The following is a 24513-nucleotide window of genomic DNA, read 5'->3' as shown; positions in this document are numbered from 1 at the left end:
CTGGAAATCATATTTTTATCATACTATATTTTACTGCATAGTTCAATGAATGAAGCGGTTCGATTACCCTATTTATCAAAGGAAACGTTACTATTCACGGCCTGGGAACCGCTCATAGTAACATTCGGGGCGATATTCCAAGTTTCACTTCGCAAAAATCGCTCCTCACACCTGAATCACGTTCTCACAAAATGCGCAGTAAATGCGCATTCCTGACCCGTGAAAAGTAACAAGGAAACGTTACTTTATCATGGATTATACATAGGCTCAAGCTATGAAACAGCATAAAAAACAGATATTACCTATTACATGATGTTCCATATTAAAATAGTCCCAGAAACTCCTTTCTGGTTGCTTTTGCGATTGCAAAGGAGATTTTGAGGAACTATTGAAATGGAAAGGAGGCATAAAAATGCCGGCTTATGTATTAGGTAATTTTTTGATTTATTCTTGTATCAATGCTTTTACGCCAGGACCGGGAAATATACTAGCGCTGAATACGGTAGCGAACTATGGGTATAAAAAAGGAAGGCCGCTTTTTGGGGGGATTTTTGCAGGATATTATGTTGTGCAGATTATATGTGCGGTTTTTGTATTTGGGGTGAGTGCATTTTTGCCGGATATGCTTGGGATTATGAAATATATAGGGGCCGCTTATATTTTGTGGCTGGCAGTCCATATTGCGTTAAGCAAACCGGCGGTAGATACCGCAGAAGAATCCGCATCTTTTATGAAAGGCTTTTTGTTACAGTTTGTGAATGTGAAAATCTATTTATTTGGAATTACGGCACTGACCGGTTATATAACAGATTATAGCGTTTCTTTTTGGGTTTTGCTATTGTTTGAGATTCTCATTGCCACCATTGGAACAGTTGCAACTTTCACCTGGGTTGGGATGGGCATGCTGATACGGAAAACATATCAGAAATATTACAGGGCGATTAACCTGATCCTTGCGTTAGCTTTAGTAGAGTGTGTATATGGCATGTTAAAATAAAGGTTTTTCCTATGGAATATAGGATACAGAAAATTGATTCAGTTTAGGAGATTTAAGGATGAAAAAGATTCTTTTGGCCACGCCCACCATGCATGGCAAGGAGCGGCAGTATATACAAGAGGCGTTTGAAACAAACCAGGTTGCGCCGTTAGGGTCCAACGTAGATGCATTTGAGGATAAAGTGGCGGCTTATGTGGGGGCGTCTTCCGCCGCCGCTCTTTCATCAGGAACGGCGGCGCTGCATCTGTCCGTTCTTTTGGCAGGTGTGAAGGAAAACGATATTGTCTTTGTTCCTTCCCTGACCTTTGCGGCCAGCGTAAATCCAATCAGATATGAGAAGGCAATTCCCGTTTTGATTGATTCGGAGCGTGATACATGGAACATGGACGGGGCGGCGCTGAAAAAGGCGTTTGAAAAATATCCCCACCCCAAAGCGGTTATGGCAGTGCATTTATACGGCACATCAGCTCATATGGATGAAATATGCGCCATATGTAAAGAACACAATGTCCCTTTAATAGAAGATGCGGCGGAGTCCTTAGGCACCACCTATAAAGGAAAAATGACGGGGACTTTCGGGGACTATGGAATCTACTCTTTTAACGGGAATAAAATTATTACGACTTCAGGGGGAGGGATACTTGTTGCAAAGCGGGATGAGGATGTGGAAAAAGCGCGTTTTCTGTCAAGACAGGCCCGGGATCCGGCCAGGCATTATCAGCATTCTACGATTGGTTACAACTACAGGATGTCAAATATTGTTGCCGGAATAGGATGCGGGCAGATGGGGTATCTGAAAGACCACATAGAAAAAAAGCGCAAGATTTATCAAATCTACAAAGAAGCTTTCTCGGATATAAAGGAAATAGAAATGAATCCGCTAAACAAAGACGGCGCTGACAACAACTGGCTTTCCTGTATGACGATTTCATCAGACAGCAATGTAACGCCTGCTCAGGTTATGGACGCCTTAGAGGCCGAAAATATTGAAACCAGGCCGATATGGAAACCAATGCATCTGCAGCCTGTATTTGAAAAATATGACTTTATCCAGGTAGAGGATGGGATGAGTGTAAGCGAAGATATATTTAACAGAGGGCTTTGCCTGCCAAGCGATATTAAAAATACAAAGGAGGATATGGAGCGCATCATAAAAATTGTACGAAACCAGTTCCGGCAGCAATAAACTTATAGGTGTTTTCTCCAAGCCTTTTTCCGCTATATAGTTTGAGTCATGAATTATCATTACGGTTACGCTTTATGAATGATATAACTTTTGTGTTGCTATCCATTTTGAAATTAAGTATAATTTTTATAGAAAATAGTAGGTATCATAAGGGCTGGCGGCATGACCAAGGTGGGAGAAAAGTATGTTCAACGTATTATTGGTTGAAGATGAAAAACTGGAAATGGAAACATTGAGAGATTACGTGGACTGGAAAAGGCTTGGCGCCTCCAGGGTTTATACGGCCCGAAACGGACGGGCGGCGTTAGAATGTCTGGAAGCCCATGACCCTGATATTATGATTACGGATATTCAGATGCCGGTGATGGATGGGATAGAATTGGCCAAAAGGGCGCGGGAAGAAGGGTATCAATGTAAAATAGTTTTTTTAACAGGTTATGACTATTACGACTATATGAAATCTGCTTTTCAGGTACAGGCAGTAGATTATATTTTAAAACCATTTGGAGTAGATGAAGTAGAAGGACTGATTGAAAGAATTTGTGAACAAATTGGAAGGGAAAAAATGGCGGAGGATTCCATAAGATTTGCATCCGGGCAGCTTTTGGTGCGTGCATGTGAAGGGAATGAACAAAAACTGGACGAGCTTTCTAGAGCCTATTTTTCCCATACGGCACAGGAAAAAGCTTTTGGTATGCTGGGAGTTTATGGGAACGTAGACGAAAAATTGGCAGTCGATTTGTTAAAGTTTTCCGAAGTGCAGCATGCTTTTTGCGCGGAACAAATGATTTTTGTTATTTTGCAGGGTTACATTTCGGTTCAGGATGCAGCAGGGAGAATCATACAGGCGGTCAGAGATAATGGATGTGTGGCTTACCTGGAGGGAAGGCTATCGCTTGAGGAACTAAAAAACGGCAGTGATATTCTAAAAAGCCAAAGAGACAGAATGTTTTACGAAAAGCCTGGCAATGTCAATTGTGTGAGCAGTCAAGAAGAAGATAATAGAAAGCGTGTGGACAAAGATAGCTGGAGCGAAAAAAGAAAGGAATTGCGCAGGGAGATTTTATCCGGCAAAGAGGAAAGTACAAAAGATGCTCTGCTGTCTTGCCTTAGGGAATTGAAAGGACTGAACAGCGCGGAGAGTCAGAGAGAAGCATATGCATTGTATCTGAATCTGCATAACAGGCTTGAATTGGAAGATATGCAGCTTTTGGAATTTATGGAAAAAAGGGAAGAAAAGCCAGAACGTAAGATATTGAATATCGGTTATTTTACTGGTATTTGCGAGGCTTTGTGGCAGTATGTAAAAGAATTGTGTACTTATTATAAAAAGCAGCAGGAGGACTCAAATTACTATGTGGTTGCCTGGGTCAGAAACTATGTTGATAAAAATTATATGAATGCATGCAGAGTGGAGGATATGGCGGAAAAAATCAACCTGTCTCCTAATTATCTGAGGAGCTTATTTAAAATAGGAACAGGGCAGACTATTTTGGAGTATATAACAGATGTCAGAATGCAGCAGGCATGCGAATTATTAAGAGATAAGCGCTTGAAAGTCAAGGATGTAAGCAGCAGAGCGGGGTATGAAAATGTATCTTATTTTAGCCAGATTTTCACCAAACGATTTGGGGTAACGCCGAATGAATATCGTAAAAAAGTTTAGAAATTTCACTTTTTTCGGCAAAATGATGTTGGTATATATTACATTTGCCGTGCTTCCTATGATACTTATGACGGCATACAACTATAAGCAGACCAGTAATATTCTGAAAGAAAAAAGTTATCAGGATATGCAGCAGAATATGGAAACGGCAGCCAGGAGTCTGGGAGCGTTTTTTCAGACTTACAGCACAATCATGGATCTGCTGTACACGAACCAGGCGATGTATAATTATTTGAGTGTGGATTATACAGAGTTGTCCTATTGGGACATGTTTTATTATATTGATAAACAGTTACATAATACGATTTCGCTGATTCCAGGTATTAGTAGAGTAAGCTTTTATTCCAGCAATAAAACACTGCCGCAGGATAACTACTATTTTTATCCCAAAGAAAGCCTGATGGAGGGTTTTGAGGACAGAGCCGAATCAAAAAGCGGCTCAGCAATAGCAGGAGGAATTGTCTGCAAAGAAGATGGAAACTATATCGGGCTGATACAGAAAATGAATCATTACAGCAGCGGGGAAATAGAAAATTTCATGGTGGTAATGATTGATGCGGAGCCTGTCTGCGAGCTGCTTTTTCAAAAAGCCGGAAACAGAAAACTGCTTTTAGTGGATGAGGAAGGTAAGATTCTGGCAGCATCCAACCGGGAGGAAACGGGGTCATCTTTAGATGGAAAGCTTTCCGGATGGAAAAGCGTGGAGGGAGGCGGACGTGGAGTGGCGCTGCACATGGACGATTTGCCAGTTATTTGTATGTCGCAGGATATTGGGCTAGGTATGAAGCTGTTTATGATTGAAAATCAGAAAAGCCTGCTAGAAGAAGCAGGGGCAGTTTCCCGAAAGATATTGACAATTTTTGTATGCAGTTCATTGTTCGTGTTTGTGGCAATCTACATATATAGCGCAAAAGCATCGGCCCGTGTAGGGAAAGTGGTTTATGCGGCCAGAAAATTAGGGGATGGAGAGTTTGACTATGTTCTTGAAGATATGGGTAAAGATGAAATTGGACAAATAGCTGTTGCATTTAATTTGCTCAATGAAAGGATACAGATACTCATTCGGGATAATTATGAGAAAAAGCTTCTTGTAAAGTCCAGCGAGATGAATCTGCTTCAAGAGCAGATAAACCCGCATTTTTTGTACAATGCTCTTTCGGTGATTTCTTCTATGGCATTAAGAGAAGGAGGGAAAAGAACGGTTGAGAGTGTTAAATATTTGGCAAATTTTTATCGCATATCTTTAAATAAAGGGCGTCAGGTGGTTTCCGTCCAGGAAGAATTAGAGCTTTTACAAAACTATATGAAGATCCAAAAAATCCGGTTTGAAGAGGTTATGGATATTGCTTATGAGGTAGATAAGGAAGTGCTCAACTATCGGACAATCAAACTTCTATTGCAGCCATTAGTGGAAAATGCGATTCATCACGGAATGAGAGAAGAAGGGATTCTCCATATAAAAGTGAGTATCGGACAAAAAGGCAGCCGGATTGTTTATACGGTAGAGGATGATGGGTTGGGAATTGAGCCGGAGAAGCTAGAAAGGCTTCGAGCAGAGTTAAAGCATTCCCAGGAAGGATTTGGACTTAAAAATGTAGATATCAGGGTTAAGCTTAATTATGGTGAACGTTATGGGGTGAGTGTAGATAGTGTATTGGGAAAGGGTACCTGCATACGTGTGGAAATTCCTAAAAGAACGGCAGGACAATGAAAATTTATAATGATACATAGTAATGAAACTGTGCAAAATGCCATAGGAGCGTTTTGTGCAGTTTTTTTATTACAAGCAGCCGGAGCACAAAGGGTGAGGGCGTTTGTCACAATAAGTCAGCAAGTGAAACAGCCCTGTCTGAATGAACAGCCGGGAAATTGTGATTGTATGTAAAATCGTTAAAAATATAAACAAATCATTAAAAATTTATATTTTAGAAAAAAGAAAAATCTAAAATTGTAAAATAATGATTAAATTTATAAAATTTTTAGATTGAGACCCATACAAAATGAACATAGAATAAAGACACAAAGAAATAAAAATATACAATACTAACAAAGAAAGGATGGTAAGTTATGAAAAAGGCAGTTGCAAAAGCTGTAAAACCCAAAAAAAGTTTTTGGGAAAGATTTTGGGAACAGAAATATTTGTTCCTGCTCCTGCTTCCCGCACTGATTTGGGTTGTATTGATTTGCTATGCACCAATGACCGGTGTGTACATGGCATTTATCAATTATACGCCAAAAGGAAACGGATATTTTGCGGATATGGCAAGTGCTCAGTTCGTAGGTTTTGATTGGTTTAAGTATTTCTTTTCAACAGATTTTTTTAAGATCATGAGAAATACGCTGGCCACCAGCTTATTGACATTATTGTTTTCTTTTCCATTGCCTATTATTTTGGCAGTTTGCTTGAATGAAGTAAGGAGTGAGAAGATGAAGAAATTTGTTCAGACATCTTCCTATCTGCCATATTTTATTTCATGGGTTATTGCTGCCAATATTTTTATTACGTTTTTATCTGCTGATGGCGTAATCAATAACCTGCTGATGGCAATTGGATTTACGGAAGAAGCGGTTTTGTTTTTCCAGAAAGGACCGTATTTCTGGTGGATCATAGCAATTGCAAATGCATGGAAAGTGCTTGGCTATAATGCAATTATTTATCTGGCGGCAGTCTCAGGGATTAGTCAGGATATGTATGAGGCGGCAGATGTTGACGGAGCCACCAGAGTACAGAAAATATGGTACATAACACTCCCGGCTCTTAAACCTACAATAATGGTTCTGTTGATTTTAGCAATTGGAGGCGTGCTGAATACCGGGTTTGAACAGCAGTTGTTGATGGCGAATGACGCTATTTTAGATTATTCCGATGTCTTAGATACATATGCATATCGTTACGGTTTGAAAAACGGCATGTACTCTTACGGTACTGCAGTAGGACTGTTTAAGTCAATTGTATCTTTTATACTGGTTATGGGCGCTAATACTTTGTCGAAGAAATTTGACGATGATAACAGTGCATTATTCTAAGGAGGGAAAGAAATGGGAACGAATGCTGTGGTATATAAAAAGAAAAAACCTGCTTCAGATATTGCATTGGATGTTTTTAAAGTAGTTTTTTTGACACTGGTAGTTGTGGTTTGTGTATACCCGTTTTGGAATATTTTTATTATTTCCATTAATGATGCGACTGATGCAATTCGTGGCGGACTTTACTTTTTGCCAAGAAAATTGAGCTTTGCAAGCTACAAAGATATTTTGACCAGGACAACATTTTTACATTCTATTATCGTGACAGTTGCCCGTACTGCTATTGGGACGCCGCTGGCGGTGTTGGCTACGACCGCCCTTGCTTTTGTTCTTTCAAGAAAAGATTTGCTTCTAAAAAAGCCTATTACATTATTTTTTATTTTTACAATGTATTTTGGCGGCGGCCAGGTTCCTTACTATATGGTATTAAAAAATTTAGGATTGTTAGACAGCTTTTGGGTTTATATCTTTCCCAACCTGATCAGTGTGTACAATATGATTTTAGTAAAAAATTATATTGAAGGAATGCCGGACGCGCTTTTTGAAGCAGCCAAGATTGACGGAGCAAATGATTTGGTGGTGTTTTTTAAGTTGGTAATTCCGTTGTCAAAACCTATTATTATGACGGTAGCGCTGTTTGTGGCGATCATGCACTGGAATTCATGGTTTGATGCGTATTTATATACGAACTCTCAGAACTTGAAAGTAATGCAGTCTATTTTGGTTGAAATTTTGAACCAATATCAGACAACGGGGGCAAATCAGGCGGCAAACCGTACCGGTCAGGGTATTACACCTGACAGTATTCGTATGGCGGCAACAATGGTGGCGACCATTCCGATTATCATGGTTTATCCATTTATCCAAAAGTATTTTGTGAAGGGAATTATGCTTGGATCGGTAAAGAGCTGACCAAAAAGGTTAAATGTGTAAAAGGGGCATATCCATACGGATATGGAAGGTCGGATTGGGAGTATTTAAAGTAAAGTCGATAGAATGAGCAAATGACAATTGCCTGAAAAATGTTAAAAACAGGAGGAAAATAATGAAAGCAAAAAAAATAACAGCGCTCCTTTTGGGGGCTGTAATGACAGCAACAGCATTCACAGGCTGCGGCGGACAAAATGACAGCACGGACACCAATGCAGGCAGTAAAGGGGCTGCGGAAGGAGAAGCGGTAACACTAACGTTATTTGACAAAAATTCCGGCAGCAATACCTTTGATGACCCAGTGGCATTGGCGATTCAGGAAAAGACGGGTGTAACAATTGCAGTGGAAAATCCTACGGGAGATCCCCTTGAAAAACTGAATCTGATGCTGACAGGACAGAACTATCCCGATATTGTATTGATGGACAGAGGCAATGAAATTGTAGACCGTTATATTGAAGCAGGCGCGCTGATTCCTTTAAACGATTTGATTGACCAGTATGGTCCGCACATTAAAGAAATGTATGGCGAGGTACTTACAAAAAGCAGGTACTCTGATGGTCAGAATTACTATCTGAATAACTGGTACGGTGTGGATCCGGAGGCTTCTGCGGGCGTGTTGATGAGAAAAGACCTGCTGACAGAAATTGTCGGGGAAGAACGTGCTAATAGTACCGATCCCTTTACACAGTCCGAATATTTAGATATTTTGAGACAGTTTAAGGAGAAGTATCCTACTATAGACGGCAAGGAGAGCATTGCAATTACCGTTGATGCAGAAAGTAAAAATTATGAAGGTTCTTTGTTTGGTATGTATGGAATGACAAATTATTATGTAGATGAAAGCAATCAAATACAGCATAGGGCAAAGGATCCGCGATATAAAGAAGCGGTGGCTTTTATGAACACGCTTTATGCAGAGGGACTGCTGGATAAGGAATGGGTTGTAAATAAAAAGGAACAGTGGACACAGAAGCTTTCGGCAGGTAATGTATTTTCCACTTTTTGCTCTTATTGGGATACGGATGCCGCAAATGCCAGCTTGGCAAGCACGATTGGACCGGACGCTAAGTTCTACAGTTATAAAGTAGTAGCGGATGGCGTTGATGCTTCAAAGACTACTTATAATGGCAGGAGTACATTAGGATGGGATGCGATTGCAATAACGACCAACTGCAAAAATCCTGAAGCGGCAATGAAGTTTATTGATTATCTTGTTAGTGAAGAAGGCCAATATTTGATGATGTGGGGAATTGAAGGTGAAAACTGGGATATGGTAGATGGGAAACATGTGCCTCACCAGGATATTATTGATGGATTCAACACAGACTTTGATGATACGAAATTGAAAACAGGCATACGTAAATGGACATGGTTTATTAAAAATGGCTTCGGTTCCGATGGAACCCCTTATGATGTTACTGCTTATGAGAAATCGGACGTTGCCCAATTTGCCAATGAGCGATTCGGCGAATCAGACAGATGGGATACGGCAGATTTCACAGGGCTTGAACCTGCCGGCAGTTCACCGGAGGGCTTAAAATGGCAGAAGGTGAAAGACATTTATGACCAGAACTTTCCTAAAATCGTGAATGCGGCAGATAATGCAGAAGCAATTTCTGTCTACGAAGCAATGATTTCAGAGATGGACGAAGCAGGTCTTTCTGATGTGGAAAGCTATATGTCTAAACAATATCAGGAAAGAATGAAATTGTGGGGAAAAACTGAGTAGTTGAAGTGAGAAAAAGAAAGCCGCAGGCGGGGAACTTTCTGCTTGCGGTTTTTGATGTAAAAGTATAATAAGGAGAAGATGGTGGAATATGGGTATTTTTTATGATGATAAATATAAAACTTTTACTTTACAGACAAAAGACAGCACCTATCAAATGAAGGTGGATGAAAACAAAACTTTATTACATACGTATTATGGGGAAAAGACAGATAATACAGACAAATCGTATTTGATTTGCAGGATGGACAGGGGGTTTTCGGGAAATCCATATGAGCTTGGTAAAGACGACAGAACCTATTCTCCGGACATCCTTCCCCAGGAGTATAGCTGTTTTGGCACAGGGGACTATCGTATCAGCGCTCTGAAAATAAAACACGTGGATGGAAGCAGAGGGGTTTGTTTACATTATGAAGGGTATGAAATAAAGGAAGAAAAATATTCCCTTAAAGGACTGCCGGCAGCATATGGAACTGGAGAAGATGTGCAGACCCTTATTATTACACTGAAAGATTCCGTATCCGGCATAAATGTACTCTTGTATTATGGAGTATTTGAGGAGTTGGATGTTATTACAAGGGCCGTAGAAATTGTAAACGGGAGTATAAGCCCTGTAATCTTGATGAAAGCTGCCAGCATTTCGCTGGATTGGCAAATGGGGGAATACGATTGGCTTACCTTCTATGGACGCCATGCAATGGAACGTAATCTGCAGCGTGCGGAAATTGTCCATGGGCAGCAGTCCGTAGGCAGCATACGGGGCACATCCAGCCATCAGTATAATCCCTTTGCAATAGTCTGTGAAAGAAGTGCAACGGAAGAACAAGGCGCTTGCTATGGGGTTTCGTTTGTATATAGCGGAGAATTTTTGATGGAGATTGAAAAAGACCAAATAGATCAGATGCGTTTGGTGTGTGGAATTCATCCGGAGAATTTTGAGTGGAAACTGGATTTGGGGGAAAGCTTTACCACTCCAGAGGTATTATTGACATATGGAAAGAGCGGTTTTGCAGGTATTAGCCATTCTTTCCATAAGTTGATTCGAAACCATATCTGCCGTGGAATATGGAAAGACAAACCGCGTCCGGTGCTGATCAACAATTGGGAAGGAACTTATTTTCATTTTACTGGAGATAAGCTGGTATCCATAGCAAAAGAGGCGGCGGAGTTGGGAATAGAGTTGTTTGTTATGGACGATGGATGGTTTGGAAAGAGGGATGACGATAATTCCGGCCTGGGTGATTGGTACCCTAACGAGGAAAAGCTGGGATGTACTTTAAAGGAGTTGGGGGAACAGATTGTAGCATTGGGAATGCAGTTCGGCATATGGTTTGAGCCGGAGAGCATTTCCAAAGACAGTGACTTATACCGTATGCATCCGGAATGGGCGGTACAGATTCCAGGTAGAAAACCTAATTTAAGCCGCAATCAGTTGATTTTGGATTTCTCACGCAGAGATGTACAGGATTATATAATAGAAAAGTTGTCATCTGTCCTTAAAAGTGCGCCTGTCACTTATATAAAATGGGATTTAAACAGAAGTATATGCGATAAATATAGTAACATACTCCCGGCTGAGCGCCAAGGGGAGATGGCTCATGGTTTTGTATTGGGGCTTTATCGGGTGCTGGAAAAGCTGCATAAGGAATTTCCTGATTTGCTGATAGAAGGCTGCAGCGGCGGCGGTGGACGGTTTGATGCAGGTATGCTTTATTATACGCCTCAAATATGGTGCAGTGATAATACGGATGCTATTGAGCGGCTGAAAATTCAATATGGCACGTCTTTCGGCTATCCTGTCAGTACTATGGGCGCACATGTTTCAGCGGTGCCAAATCATCAGACCGGCAGGGAAACACCGCTTTCTACAAGAGGATGTGTAGCTATGGCGGGAACTTTTGGCTACGAGCTGGATATAAACCGGATTACAGAAAAGGACAAAGAAGAAATAAGACGACAGATTCGTATTTTTAAGCGATATTATAATGTAATTCAGTATGGAAATTATTATCGCCTGACAACACCTTATGCAAATTCGTGTACTGTTTGGCAGATAGCGGCAGCAGATGGAACGGAAACTTTAGTGAGTGCGGTATACCACCATGTTTGTGCGAATGCTGTTCCGGTCTTTGTCAAGCTGAAAGGATTGTGCGAGAAGGCGATATACCGACTGGAATTAATATGCGCGCCGGACGAAGATATACTGCCTGCGGGCGGAAAAGTTAAATTTCTTGAGCAGGGGCGGAGGTTAAGCGGCGCTGCTTTGATGCATTGTGGATTACAGATACCAATTGCATGGAAGGAATTTGGAGCATGGCAGATTTATGTGGAAAAAATTGAATATGTATCCCCAACAGAACAGGGCGAAGCGAAAGGGGGAAAAGCTAATATCTCTTACACATAAATGGGCATGGTTGTATAAAATGATGAAATAAAGAAAGGGAGAAATGATGAAAGAGTTATTTGCAGAGTAATATATGACAACTGATTCATAAATATATCTAAAATTTTTATAATAATTTCCATATTAGATAGCAAAATTTTTTATAAAATGTTATCATAAAGTTATTACGAAAAAATTATGCCTACACATGACAGGCTGTGTATATGTGTACGCATATACATAAGGTATGTTAAATTTGCGGGTGTTGGCAGGAATGGAGGGTTAGTTGCGATGAACAAAATAAGAATTGAGGCATCGGAAGTCCAGGCCTTTGAAAAGGAGCACATAGCAGCGGCGCGCTTGCTTGCGCCGGAGTGTATGGTGCTTCTTAAAAATGATGGAACGCTGCCTTTAAAGGGAACAGGAAAGCTTGCATTATACGGAAGTGGTGCGAGGAATACCATTAAAGGCGGTACCGGGTCAGGGGATGTGAATGTACGCCATTTCGTGACAGTTGAGGAAGGACTTAAAAACGCCGGATTCGAGCTCACCACCAAAAGCTGGCTGGATGCCTATGACCAGGTAAGGAATGAGGCAAAGAAGGCTTTTTATGGAGGCATTCGAAAAGAAGCCGAGGCAGCAGGCGTGACAGGCGAGCGCATTATGTTTTTTGCCATGGGAAAAGCATGTCCGGAGCCGGAATATGAGATAGCCCTTGCGGGAGAGGGAGATACGGCGGTTTATGTGCTGGCCCGTAATTCAGGAGAAGGCGCGGATCGCACGCCTACGGCAGGGGATATCAATCTGACAGAAACAGAGATACGTGATATCCTTGCGTTAAATGAAAAGTACGAAAAATTCGTGCTTGTTTTAAATGTTGGCGGCATGATTGACTTAAAGCCTGTGGAGGCGGTAAAGACGGTGCTGATTTTGGGCCAGCTTGGTTCGGCTACGGGGGATGCGCTGGCGGATGTGCTTCTCGGAAAGGCTTATCCTTCCGGAAAGCTTACCATGACATGGGCGCCTATTAAGGACTATGCATCTACGGAAGGGTTCGGGGATCCTAACGATACCTATTATAAGGAAGGGATTTACGTAGGGTACCGTTACTTTGACACAATCGGTTATGTGCCTACTTATCCTTTTGGCTATGGAATTGGTTATACCACATTTTCCGTGGAGCCTAAGGAAATGACGGCGGACGCGGATAAAGTATCCGTTAGCGCGACCGTAACCAACACAGGCGCTTTGCCCGGGAAGGAAGTGGTTCAGGTTTATTATTCAGCACCGGCAGGGAAACTGGACAAACCTTATCAGGAACTGGCGGGCTATGCAAAGACGAAAGAGCTTGCACCAGGGGAAAGCCAGGAGGTAACCGTAACATTTGATACGAAGTCAATGGCATCCTATTGTACAAAATGCGCTTCTTATGTGATGGAGGCGGGCACTTATTATGTGCGTGTTGGAAACAGTTCCAGAAACACCCACATTGCAGGGGCTGTTGCGCTGGATGAGTCAAAAGCCATTGAAAAGGTTAAAAATATCTGTGGAGAGAGCGGATTTGAAGACTTAAAACCAGAAGGGAATCCGATTACTTATGATGGCGAGGCGGAAGAAAAAGCAAAGGCAAAAGTGATCCAAATCAAGGCGGCGGATTTGACTGTAAAGGAAATAAGCTACCAGGAGATGCCAACGGAAATTCCGGCAGGCCCCACTGTAAAATGGGAGGAAGTAGTAAGTGGTGACAGGTCAGTGGATGAATTTGTGGCAGGCCTTACGGATGAACAGCTGGCTTACCTGTGCATTGGTGCATACAAGGAATCGGACGATTTTATGGAAGTAATCGGAAACGCTTCAAAGGGCGTTGCAGGAGCGGCAGGGGAGACGACCCGCAAACTGGAAGATCTAGGAACCCCTGCGCTGGTTATGGCGGACGGACCGGCAGGCCTTCGTCTGGCCCAGGCTTACAGAGTAGTGGATGGAGCAGCGAAAGCCCTCTCAAGCAGTTTGGACGCTGATTTTATGTCCTTTGTGCTGACACCGGAGGAGCTGCAGGCTATGGCTGCTAAGGCGCCGCAGCCTGGCGAGGAGGAAAAAGCAGCGCCGGTATATTATCAGTACTGTGTGGCGATCCCTATCGGTACAGGCATTGCCCAATCCTGGAATGACGAACTGGCAAAGAAATGCGGCGATTTGGTAGGCGAAGAAATGGAAATGTTTGGAACCCATCTGTGGCTTGCTCCGGCTATGAATATTTATCGTTCGCCTCTTTGTGGACGTAACTTTGAATATTATTCCGAAGACCCTTGCCTTTCCGGATGCATTGCGGCAGATATTACGGACGGCGTGCAGGTACATGAGGGGTGTGCAACCACCATCAAGCATTACGCCTGCAACAACCAGGAAACCAACCGTTATTTCTCCAACAGCAATGTAGGAGAAAGGGCGTTGCGTGAAATTTATCTGAAAGGGTTTGAAATTTGTATCAAGAAATCACAGCCCCACTTTATCATGACTTCCTACAATCTGATTAACGGCGAACATGCATGCAGCACAAAGGATATCCAGACCTTTACCCTGCGTGACGAGTGGGGCTTTAAGGGAGTGGTTATGACTGACTGGCTGGTAACAGGCGGCATGGGAGCGAAAGGAGATAAATGGCCCTGTGCATCCTGTGCGGGCAATGTAAAGGCTGGCAATGACATCACAATGCCAGGTATCCCTTCCGACAAAGCGGATATCATGAAGGCCCTTACGGACGCATCCCACCCGTATGCGCTCAGCAGAGCGGAACTACAGCTGTCAGCAAAACGAGTGCTTGGCATGATAAAGAAATTAGCATAAATGAAAGAACGTGTGTCTGATACACATTTTTTATCTTCAATTTTATAGCTGTCTTAAACCAAAACGAACACCGCAATCCCTTGCTAAGGGGCTGCGGTGTTGTTAAAGTCATAATTGATAGTTGCTTTTCACAAGTTGGCTAATAAACAGCTTGGAATATTTGTTTTTTCCAAGCATCCTTTGGCCGGTGTGTGAAAAGTAACAATTGAAATATGATGTACCGGAATTGTATCGAGATAGGATTGTTTGCCCTGAAAAGTTATGATATAGTTTACCTATGTGATGCAATATGGAATGAAATGCTTTAAAATGGAGGTAAAAATGAAAAAAGGAATCGTTTTGTGTATAGCCGCCGCCCTTGCGATGGCATTTATTTTTGCAGGGTGCGGAAAGCAGAAAGAAGAAACGCCGGCGGAATCTAAAGGGGCAGGGAATGTGGACGAGGACGGGTATGTCTATGTGGCGCAGTACCACCCTGTGGGAGAAGCCGGGGGAGAAGTTGGAGAGGCAGTGATTGGAAGTGACCAAAAGATTTTTTGGCTGGAGTATGGAAGCACCGGGACAAAGCTAAATTCCATGGATATGGACAGCCAGGAAAAAATACAGCTGCCGGTGGAGCTTGGAGAATACCAGTATATCACCAGCCTTAATGCAGATGGGGAGGGAAATCTGCTGGCCGGTGTGACAGGCTATACGGATGAAAGCAACACTAAGTTAGTGGAAGTACTGATTAAAACACTGGATGAAAATGGAAAGGAACTGGCGTCTTTGGATGTCAGCGATACTTTTTTACAGTCCTCTGACTTCTATATTTCGGATGTTTATACGGATGGGGATGGAAATTATTATGTCTGCAGTGGATGGGAGATTTATGTCCTGAAACCGGATGGCAGTGTGTATAGCCAGGTGAGCCCGGGACAGTATATCAACTGCTTTTTCCGGATGAAGGATGGAAAAATAGGAGCTGCATATTATGATGATGCCCGCGGCTTTATTGTCAATGAGGTGGTTCCGGGAGAAAGTGAGCTAAAGCCGGTCAACAGCTCTATTTCATTTGGCTATGGGACTTATCAGGGGGGAACGGATACGGATTTACTGTATACGGAAAACGGTGTTCTTTTATCCTGCAATCTGACGGATGAAAAGCCGGAGGAAATTTTGCGCTGGACCGATTATGATGTAAATTCCACCAACCTTACCTCCGTAGCTTTTCTTGCTGATGGAAGGATTGCGGCGCTCACTACAGATTTCATGAGCCCTGACGGAGGTACAGAGCTGGTGGTTCTGACCAGGAAACCTGAATCGGAAGTGCCGGAAAAGATTCTGCTGACTTATGGAACCTATTATTCTTCTTTTTTTGCCGAAAGGGATATTACGGCGTTTAACAGGCAAAGTGAAAAGTACCGCATTATGATAAAAGAATATGGAGATGCCTCCATGGATTATAGCGAAAAGGCCGAACTATTTTTAAAGGATCTGGAAAGTGGACAGTTCCCGGACATCATAGACTTGACCTATTGCCCTATGTCCTTAGAGACATTGATATCGGTAGGCGCCATTGAGGATTTGAATCCTTATCTTGATGCGGATGAAGTGATAGCCAGGGAAGATTATGTGGAAAGCGCATTAAAGGCCTATGAAAGAGACGGAAAGCTGTATGCGATTATGCCTTATTATGGTGTGGAAACGCTGGTGGGCAAGGTTTCCGAAATCGGAGATGCAAAAACCTGGACAGTGGATGATGTAATAGAGTTGATGGCGTCCGCAGAAAACGGCGCAAAACTCTTGCCTGGTACGGATAAATCAGGCATTTTGTGGGCAATGTGTACAATGAATCAGGATTTATTTATAAATAAAGAAACCGGGGAATGCACCTTTACGGGAGAGGAATTTAAGAAAATTCTTGCATTTGCCAATGGTTTTGCAAATGAAGCAAGCGATGATACCACCCTGGATGATTTAAGGAGCGGAAAAACATTGCTTAACAATGGATATATCACTTCCGTTTCCCAATACCAGATGTACGAGTTTATGTTCGGAGGGCCGGTTAATCTGATTGGCTATCCCACCTTTGGGGAGAGCGGACTGACCTTCCGTTCTAATGGAACCACTGTGGCCATGGGGAGCGGCTGCGAAAATAAAGAAGGGGTTTGGGAATTTATCCGCTTTAATGTGACAAAGGAAAGACAGGAGAATGTAGGTTCTCCCAACGGGGGATTTCCAATTTTAAAATCCGCTCTTGAAAAAGAGTTTGAGAAGGATATGGAACCGGAATATACAAAAGATGAAAATGGAAATCAGATAGAAACGCCTAAATCGAGTTGGGCAAGCAGCATGGGCGGTGAAGAATTTTCCGTGGAGGTTTATGCAGCTACGAAAGAGCAGGTAGACAGAGTAAGGGAAATGATTGAGACAACACAAAGCGGAGCAGGCATGGATCAGGAAGTGTTAAATATCATTTTGGAAGAAGCATCAGGATACTTTAGCGGGCAAAAGACGCCGGAAGATGTGGCATCGGTGGTCCAAAACAGGGTGCAGCTTTACCTGAATGAAACACGGTAAGGGCAAATTCCTGGTACATATCATTCCTCTGCCTTGCAGAGATAAGGTTTATTCTGCGCTATTTGTTGCCGTATCCCGGAAAAGCGAAAAGCTTTTCCGGGATGTTTAAAGTTTATATTGAAAGTTTTTGATGGTTGGAGGAAGTAAGAAGTGGAAATTTCAAAACAGAAATCAAACGAGGCGGTAAATCTGACGGAAGGGTCCGTGGCAAAAGGGATTTTAGCTTTTGCGGTGCCGATCTTCTGGGGACAGCTGCTGCAGCAGTTATACAATATGGTAGATGCCTGGGTTATTGGAAATTATGCGGACAATGCGTCCTTTGCGGCGGTCAGTTCCGCGGGGAATCTGATTTTTTTGATTGTGGGATTTTTTAACGGCATTGGCGTTGGCGGCGGTGTGGTGATTTCCAAATATTTTGGAGCAAAGGACCAGGAGCATGTAGAGTATGCAATCCATACAAATTTTATGTTTGGGATTCTGGCTTCCATTGCCTCAACCATAGTGGGGGTTCTTTTGATTCCCACTATTTTAAGGTGGATGGGAACGCCGGATAATGTGCTGCCCCAGTCTCTTATATATTTCCGTATTTATTTTGGGGGAGTTTCAACGGTAATTATGTATAATATCTGCATGTCCATTATGCAGGCTGTGGGGGACAGCAAGCATCCTCTGTATTATCTGATTTTGTCTTCCATTATTAATATGGTTTTGGATATGATTTTTGTGGCAGGGCTCCATACCGGGGTGGCAGGTGCAGCCGTGGCCACCGTATTGTCACAGGGAATCAGCGTGGCGCTGTGCGTTTTCAGAATGTGCAAGGGAAAGGACAGGGCAAGGCTGGACTTTAAGAAGTTGCGGATTCACCCGGACATTATCAGGGAAGTGATTTTGCAGGGTATCCCCACAGGTATCCAAAATTCGGTGATCAGTATTGGAAATATAGTGATACAATCCAATATCAATTCATTTGGGGAATATGCCATGTCCGGCATCGGAGCCTATTCCCGTATTGAAGGCATTGTTTTTCTGCCGATTATGAGTATGTCCATGGCATTACCTACCTTTATCAGTCAGAATCTTGGAGCAAGGAAATATGAGCGGGCCAAAAAGGGCGCCCTGTTTGGTATCGCCTCAGGTGTAATCATTGCGGAGCTGATTGGCCTGGTTATGTTCTTTGGAATCTCGCCCCTGCTTAAAATATTCGTAAGCGCGCCAAAGGCGATTGCCTTTGGAAGAATCCACGCAAGAACCGTATCCTTGTTTTTTTGCATTCTTTCCTTTTCCCACTGTGCGGCCGGCGTGATTCGGGGTTGTGGAAAAGCAGTGGTGCCTATGATTGGCATGCTGTTTTCCTGGTGTGTGCTGCGTATCATTTACGTGACGGTAGCCTTGAAAATTGTACCGGAATTTCGGATGATAGCGTGCGCCTATCCAATTACCTGGTCTGTTACGACCGTGATATTTTCCATATTTTTGCTAAAAACAGACTGGACCCATTCCTATGAGCGTTAAAGGATGTTACTTTTTATATGTTAGCCAGAGGACGCTTGGAAAAACAAATATTCCAAGCTGTTTATTGGCCAACCTCTGAAAAGTAACTAAAGGATTAAGAAATTTATAAGAAACCTGCCAAGAATTTTGTAAGAACCCACAGTTATGATACAATTGTTCCGAAAGAGGATGTAAAGAAATTTTCCGGCAATCTAAGGATGCTTGAATAGCTTGCGAGATGCAGGGGGTGTAGTTATGAATGAATGTGTGCTTGTGGTAGATGATGACAAAGAGATTGTAAAGGCAATCGCCCTTCTTTTAGAAAAAGAAGGCTACCGGGTCATCAAAGCTTATGACGGTATGGAGGCTCTTAAAGTGATGGCGGAGCAGGCGGTAAGGCTTGTGATTATGGATGTGATGATGCCAAAGCTGGACGGACTTTCCGCTATGATGAAAATCCGGGAGAGAAAAAATCTTCCAATCATTGTGCTCAGCGCTAAAACAGAGGAGACAGACAAAATCCTGGGCTTATCCATGGGAGCCGATGATTATGTGTCCAAGCCTTTTCATCCCCAGGAGCTGGTGGCAAGGGTAAACAGCCAGCTGCGCAGATATACGCGTTTAGGGGATATCAACGCTTTGCATGAAAAGGAGGAAATCAGAAACGGGCGGCTTTGCTACCGATTAGGAGAACACATTCTTTATGCGGATGGAGAGCCGGTTAAGCTTACCGCCACGGAGACGAAAATCATCGACCTGCTGATGCGGAACAGAGGGAGGATATTCCCGGCGGAGGAAATCTACGAGAGAGTTTGGGAGGAGCCTTCTTTTGCCCCGGAAAATACGGTGATGGTGCATATCCGCCATATCAGGGAAAAAATCGAACTGAATCCGAAGGAACCAGAATATTTAAAGGTGGTGTGGGGTATTGGATACAAAATGGAAAAAATTGAAAATCGCAGTTAGCTGCGGTACATTCTTTTTGGGAATGACTTTGCTGATCAGCAGCCTTATTCCCGTGTTAAATGTGCTGTGGATCACAGAGGGAAATTTGCTGACGGCCGGAATGGACTATCAGGAGGATGAGGAATTTCGGGGGTATATTGAAGACAGGTTAGAAGAATTGCTGGGGGTGGCCACAGGAGGAAAGAGCTGGAAGAATTATGGAACCGGGGCGGTAAGCGAAAGAGGCTATTATTTCGGCTGGGATGGGGATTACCCTGATTGGGGCTGGAATTATTCTGAGGATACAAGCGTTTTAGTGGAGCAGACAGACGAGGAATATGCTTTTGAAGGCTCCATAGCCAGTGGGACGGATGCCAGTACCAGCGATTATTGGGAAGACTACGGTGCGTATGATAATGGCCAAGAGGAAGATGAAGAAACTCTGGATGCGTACATGGCGGATATGGCACTCAATCAGAATCTTCTTTATGCGGTAATTTATCAGGGAAATCTGCTTTATACCAATATTGACGCATTTGCAGACAAGACGGGAGAACCCTGGCAGGGGGAGGATTTTTATGAGGCCATTTCCAAAAGCGAGTACAATTTTTCCCTGTGGTTTAACAGGGAAGGGGACGGAAAGGTGCAGATTGTCAAAGACAACATAAAAGAAAACGTATACGGGAACGGTGTGTATACAAGGGACAGCCGTTGGTTTGTGCCGGGCTATGCAAATTTCCGTGTGGATGCATCTACAAACGATGCCGTGATTTTTATGGCGGCGACTAAAGAGCCGAAGCTTTACGTGGTTGGAAATTATTCGCTTGACGGGGCCGACTGGTATAGCGGCAGACTGTATTCCATGTATGAGAACCGCCTTCATAGCATGGAGCAGTTTGAAAAAAAGTGGACTGCGCTTATTGTTTCGGTGTTGCTGCTTGCCCTGTCAGTTCTCCTGCGAAAGGAAAAGCAGCTTGGAAAACAGGCAATTGCCCGGTTTATGGGAAAGATTTGGTTTGAGGCCAAAGCGCTGCTTATTTTGGGCGTTTCTCTGTTCCTTTGTCTGCTGTTTGTGGTGGGAGAGATTGGAGAAATGTATTCTTTTATCTATATCAACTATGGCAGTTTCAGCTTAGGGGATGCTTATTATTACATGGACATGTTTGCTGGCAGCGAGAAGTTTTTGACTCTCTTGTTTTGGGTGGTTTACCTGATTGTTTTAGATGTAAGGGCCAACAGGGGACAGCAGAAAAAGCCAATCTTAGATAGTATAAGGACAAGAAATTTGCAGTACCCGATACAGAAAAAGCTGATAAAAAGGTATCGCCTGACGCTGGCAGCAGGGATTTTAGCAGCGGTTTTATGCGGACTGCTTTTGATGTCAGCGGCGGCAGCAATAAATGGCGGAAACTATTACCTTTTAAATTTAGGAGAATTTGTGGAGGATTACTTGTGGTCTCCGCTCTCTGACGGCGCCCAATTAATTCTTTTGATTTTGATTAGTATTCTTCTTATCCTCAGCGTACTCAATATAGCATATATGAAAACGAACCGCCGTATGGCCGAGGATATTGGAGCCCTGATAAACCAAATTGAAAAGGTGAAAAAAGGGAACCTGGCTCAGCCTCTTATCCTTGGGGCTGACACAGACCTTGGAAGGGCAGCTGAAAGCTTAAATGAAATCCAGTGTGGCATGGAAGAAGCGCTGCAGGAGCAGATGCACAGCGAAAGGATGAAGGTTGAGCTGGTCACAAATGTCTCCCACGACATTAAGACGCCGCTGACTTCCATTATAAGCTATGTGGAGCTGCTTAAGCAGGAAGAAGGGCTTCCCGAGCACGTGATGGAATTTATCCGGATTTTAAGTGAAAAATCAGAACGTTTAAGAAATATAGTGCAGGATGTGTTTGAGGTAAGCAAGGCCACATCAGGCCAGCTCCCGGTGAAAATGGAAGAACTGGATTTAGGAAAGCTGCTGCGCCAGACGCTGGCCGATATGGATGAACAAATTAGCGCAAGCACGCATATTATGAAAGTTTCCATCTCGGAAGAACCAATGCTTATCAGGGCGGACGGGCAGAGATTATACCGGGTTTTCCAAAACCTGATTCAAAACGCACTGAAATATTCCCTGCAGGGCTCCCGCATTTTTTTGATACTGACGGATAAAAAGGAGGAAGCTGTGGTGAGCATCAAAAATACTTCCAGCGTGGAATTAGATGACGGGGCGGATCTCACAGAGCGGTTTGTGAGGGGGGATGAAAGCCGGACAGACGGCGGCAGCGGACTTGGCCTTTCCATTGCCAAAAGTTTTACGCAGGCATGCGGCGGCAGCTTAAGCGTGAAGGTGGACGCGGATTTGTTTACGGTAACGGTGGTATTTCCGAGAATACCAGAGAGCGTATAAAGTGACAAGATGTAAAAAAGACGCATGTTTTACACTGCCAGGTGTGGGCGAGAAGAAGGAAGGGCGAAGCATAAATGAGCAGATACTGCCGATATTTTCCATAGGTTCAAGCAGATCAGTAAGTGTTGTGTTTGCAAGGCTTGTTTGTGTAGATAAACTGCTGATACTGATAGTATCATTCTGCCAAAGCAGGTACAAAATCTTTCTAAACAGGTATGATTCAATAATGAAATCTTGCGCGTTTCATAGCGAAAAACAGAATGGTTACGGCGGCGGCAACGATTTCCGCGGCAACAACGGAGAGCCAAATACCGTCAATTCCCAAAATAAGCGGAAGGATAAGCACGGCTGCCAACTGAAAAAGGAGCGTGCGCAAAAATGAAATCAGTGCGGATGTCAGGCCGTCATTTAAGGCGGTAAAAAAGGCGGAACCGTAAATTGCAATTCCCGAAAAAAGAAAGAAAAGGAATAGATTACAAAGGCCCTTGTGGTCAGCGCCAAAAGAGTCTGATCATAGCCTGCAAATATTTTCGAGAGCGGCGCTGCCAGAATTTCTGCAATGACAAACATGCATATGGAAGATGCGCCAATCATGACGAAGCTCTTTTTCAGCAGACTTTTCAATTCCATATGGTTCCGTGCGCCGTAATGGTAGCTGATGATTGGGGCGGTTCCGGTGGAATAGCCGATAAAGGTTGCCAGGAATATCATGTTTACATACATAAGTACCCCGTAAGCTGCAACACCGTCTTCCCCAGCATATTTCATAAGCTGGATGTTGTAAAGCATGCTGACCAGCGAAATGGAAAGATTGGACATCAATTCCGAGGACCCATTGGTACAGGCTTTTAGAAGGGCTGATTTATCAAAATTTGTTTTTCCAAGTCTTAGCAGACTTGTATTTGGCCGGGCAAAATAAAACAGCGGCAGCAGACCGCCGATTGCCTGGCTAAGTGTGGTGGCAGCAGCAGCTCCGGCAAGCCCCCAGTGGAACACAGCCACAAAGAGCCCATCCCCGATGATATTTGTTATGCCTGCAGCAATGGAAAAAGCAAGTCCCAGTTGCGGCTTTTCCGCTGTGATGAAGAAACTCTGGAATGCAAACTGCAGGATCAATGTGGGGAGAGAGGCCAGAATGATTCGTCCATATAAGACGCAGTCGTCAAGCATAGCGCCTTTGGCCCCCAGAAGCTCCGCTATAGGGCGTAACAGAAAATATGCCCCAATCATGATGATAATACCGCTTAAGAAGGATATGTAAATAAACAGGGAAAAGTATCGGTTTGCTTTTTGGTGCGCTCCTTCCCCCAGTGTTTTAGCAATGAAAGCGCCGCCGCCGGTTCCGAACATGAAGCCAACGGCACCCAGTATCATCAAGAAAGGCATGATAAAATTAACAGCTGCAAAGGGTGTCTTTCCAACAAAGTTTGATACAAAAAAACCATCTACCACACTATATACAGATGTAAAAATCATCATAATGATAGACGGCAGAGAGAACTTAAATAGTCTGTTATAATTGAAATGATCTGAAAGCTGAATGTGCATGATAACCTCCTGATATTGAAAAGGCCCGGCCACTACAGGGATAAATCCCAAAACAGTAACCGGGCGCACCCGACATCTTCCTTCGACAAGATGGCTACGGCCAAATGTCCTCCGATGACAACTTTACAAATTTAATTGTTTCTTTAATTCTGCCTGAAGCAGTTCAAGGTGCTTTTGGGTCAGGCGCAGGAACTCCTGCCGTTCGGTACTGTCTAAAGAACCAAAAGCTCTTTTTTCCATCTCCATAAAAGGAATGACAGTCTTTTGTGCAAAGGCAGTTCCTTTGTGGGTAAGAAAAATTTGTTTTTCCTTTTTATTCCGAATAGACTGTTCAAAGAATATAAGGCCGCCCGATTCCATATTTTTTAAGGCTGTATTGATAGTCTGTTTGTGAAAGGACCACATACTGCACAGTTCGGTCTGGGTACATGGTTCCTGGCGTTCAAGCAGGGAATAAATAATCCAGAACACGCTGTCCGGAATGTGGCATATTTTCGCAAAGCAGCTGTAAAATTCATCTAATTTCTTTTGAAGCTGGTTATATCGCACCAGGTCTGATTGTACGGTGTCGTCCATGTTGTACCCCCTCCTTTTTGTTGATCTGGTTTCGGACTAATAGGAAGTATAATCCGAAAACGGACTAACGTCAAGCATTAAGGCAAACTTTCTGTTACTTTTCGTAACGACTCAGCCAGGTCTGTGCATATACTGCACAGACCGTGCCCATTCTTGGCCTATGTAAAGTAACGGACAGTTACAATGCAATTAAAAATAGACCGGAATATTTGCACAAGGGTT

The 24513-nt window shown here is 43.2% G+C and carries 14 protein-coding genes and 1 pseudogene; 13 read left to right on the top strand and 2 right to left on the bottom strand.

The window, feature by feature from the left end; genetic code table 11:
- Window positions 1-412 precede the first annotated feature (412 nt).
- The 13 genes from D5281_RS05270 (at window position 413) to D5281_RS05210 (ending at window position 22167) form a co-directional block, all read left to right on the top strand.
- Entirely contained in the window at window positions 413-997 is a 585-nt protein-coding gene (locus D5281_RS05270; RefSeq protein ID WP_160559089.1) for a LysE family transporter, read from the top strand.
- Window positions 998-1055: 58 nt separating this feature from the next.
- Window positions 1056-2183 carry an aminotransferase class I/II-fold pyridoxal phosphate-dependent enzyme gene (locus D5281_RS05265; protein ID WP_160559088.1) on the top strand — a complete coding sequence of 376 codons (1128 nt, stop codon included), beginning with the start codon at window positions 1056-1058 and terminating at the stop codon, window positions 2181-2183.
- Window positions 2184-2367: 184 nt separating this feature from the next.
- Window positions 2368-3849, top strand: coding sequence for a response regulator (locus D5281_RS05260; RefSeq protein WP_160559087.1), 1482 nt, complete (start codon window positions 2368-2370; stop codon window positions 3847-3849).
- A complete protein-coding gene (locus D5281_RS05255; RefSeq protein ID WP_160559086.1) occupies window positions 3827-5560 on the top strand; it encodes a cache domain-containing sensor histidine kinase in 1734 nt (577 codons plus the stop codon). Before D5281_RS05260 ends, D5281_RS05255 begins: the two co-directional genes overlap by 23 nt.
- 356 nt (window positions 5561-5916) lie before the next feature.
- Window positions 5917-6876: an ABC transporter permease gene (locus D5281_RS05250; RefSeq protein WP_160559085.1), complete on the top strand. Its 960-nt coding sequence runs from the start codon at window positions 5917-5919 to the stop codon at window positions 6874-6876.
- A 12-nt stretch (window positions 6877-6888) separates the two neighbouring features.
- On the top strand, window positions 6889-7788 hold the full coding sequence (locus tag D5281_RS05245) for a carbohydrate ABC transporter permease (RefSeq protein ID WP_160559084.1): 900 nt from the start codon (window positions 6889-6891) through the stop codon (window positions 7786-7788).
- A gap of 133 nt (window positions 7789-7921) precedes the next feature.
- Complete coding sequence (locus tag D5281_RS05240) at window positions 7922-9538, top strand: extracellular solute-binding protein (protein WP_160559083.1); 1617 nt, start codon at window positions 7922-7924, stop codon at window positions 9536-9538.
- 88 nt (window positions 9539-9626) lie between these two features.
- The gene (locus tag D5281_RS05235; protein ID WP_160559082.1) at window positions 9627-11939 is read left to right on the top strand and encodes an alpha-galactosidase; all 2313 of its coding nucleotides are present in this window, start codon (window positions 9627-9629) and stop codon (window positions 11937-11939) included.
- 270 nt (window positions 11940-12209) lie between these two features.
- Window positions 12210-14762, top strand: coding sequence for a beta-glucosidase (locus D5281_RS05230; RefSeq protein ID WP_277935185.1), 2553 nt, complete (start codon window positions 12210-12212; stop codon window positions 14760-14762).
- Window positions 14763-15083: 321 nt separating this feature from the next.
- Window positions 15084-17324 (top strand): extracellular solute-binding protein, encoded by a 2241-nt coding sequence (locus D5281_RS05225; protein WP_160559081.1) that lies wholly within the window; start codon window positions 15084-15086, stop codon window positions 17322-17324.
- A 150-nt stretch (window positions 17325-17474) separates the two neighbouring features.
- Window positions 17475-18836, top strand: coding sequence for an MATE family efflux transporter (locus D5281_RS05220; RefSeq protein WP_330584850.1), 1362 nt, complete (start codon window positions 17475-17477; stop codon window positions 18834-18836).
- Between the two features lie 234 nt (window positions 18837-19070).
- On the top strand, window positions 19071-19781 hold the full coding sequence (locus D5281_RS05215) for a response regulator transcription factor (RefSeq protein ID WP_160559080.1): 711 nt from the start codon (window positions 19071-19073) through the stop codon (window positions 19779-19781).
- Window positions 19744-22167 (top strand): HAMP domain-containing sensor histidine kinase, encoded by a 2424-nt coding sequence (locus tag D5281_RS05210; protein WP_160559079.1) that lies wholly within the window; start codon window positions 19744-19746, stop codon window positions 22165-22167. The genes D5281_RS05215 and D5281_RS05210 overlap by 38 nt, the downstream gene beginning before the upstream one ends.
- Before the next feature lie 220 nt (window positions 22168-22387).
- On the opposite strand, the pseudogene D5281_RS05205 reads toward D5281_RS05210, so the two are convergent.
- A pseudogene (locus D5281_RS05205) lies at window positions 22388-23715 on the bottom strand (MATE family efflux transporter).
- 123 nt (window positions 23716-23838) lie between these two features.
- Window positions 23839-24291, bottom strand: a complete 453-nt coding sequence (locus D5281_RS05200) for a MarR family winged helix-turn-helix transcriptional regulator (RefSeq protein WP_160559078.1) — start codon at window positions 24289-24291, stop codon at window positions 23839-23841.
- Window positions 24292-24513: the final 222 nt, after the last annotated feature.

Origin of the sequence: Parablautia muri (assembly GCF_009917485.1) — a bacterium.
GTDB lineage: Bacteria > Bacillota > Clostridia > Lachnospirales > Lachnospiraceae > Suilimivivens > Suilimivivens muri.
The sequence above is the reverse complement of the archived record's forward strand: the minus strand, read 5'-3'. Positions and strand labels throughout refer to the sequence as shown.

Bases quoted from the DNA above. Each gene is read 5' to 3' on its own strand.
- D5281_RS05250 (WP_160559085.1), top strand. From the start codon at position 5,917: ATGAAAAAGGCAGTTGCAAAAGCTGTAAAACCCAAAAAAAGTTTTTGG.
- D5281_RS05245 (WP_160559084.1), top strand. From the start codon at position 6,889: ATGGGAACGAATGCTGTGGTATATAAAAAGAAAAAACCTGCTTCAGAT.
- D5281_RS05260 (WP_160559087.1), top strand. From the start codon at position 2,368: ATGTTCAACGTATTATTGGTTGAAGATGAAAAACTGGAAATGGAAACA.
- D5281_RS05270 (WP_160559089.1), top strand. From the start codon at position 413: ATGCCGGCTTATGTATTAGGTAATTTTTTGATTTATTCTTGTATCAAT.
- D5281_RS05240 (WP_160559083.1), top strand. From the start codon at position 7,922: ATGAAAGCAAAAAAAATAACAGCGCTCCTTTTGGGGGCTGTAATGACA.
- D5281_RS05230 (WP_277935185.1), top strand. From the start codon at position 12,210: ATGAACAAAATAAGAATTGAGGCATCGGAAGTCCAGGCCTTTGAAAAG.
- D5281_RS05215 (WP_160559080.1), top strand. From the start codon at position 19,071: ATGAATGAATGTGTGCTTGTGGTAGATGATGACAAAGAGATTGTAAAG.
- D5281_RS05225 (WP_160559081.1), top strand. From the start codon at position 15,084: ATGAAAAAAGGAATCGTTTTGTGTATAGCCGCCGCCCTTGCGATGGCA.
- D5281_RS05265 (WP_160559088.1), top strand. From the start codon at position 1,056: ATGAAAAAGATTCTTTTGGCCACGCCCACCATGCATGGCAAGGAGCGG.
- D5281_RS05255 (WP_160559086.1), top strand. From the start codon at position 3,827: ATGAATATCGTAAAAAAGTTTAGAAATTTCACTTTTTTCGGCAAAATG.
- D5281_RS05200 (WP_160559078.1), bottom strand. From the start codon at position 24,291: ATGGACGACACCGTACAATCAGACCTGGTGCGATATAACCAGCTTCAA.
- D5281_RS05235 (WP_160559082.1), top strand. From the start codon at position 9,627: ATGGGTATTTTTTATGATGATAAATATAAAACTTTTACTTTACAGACA.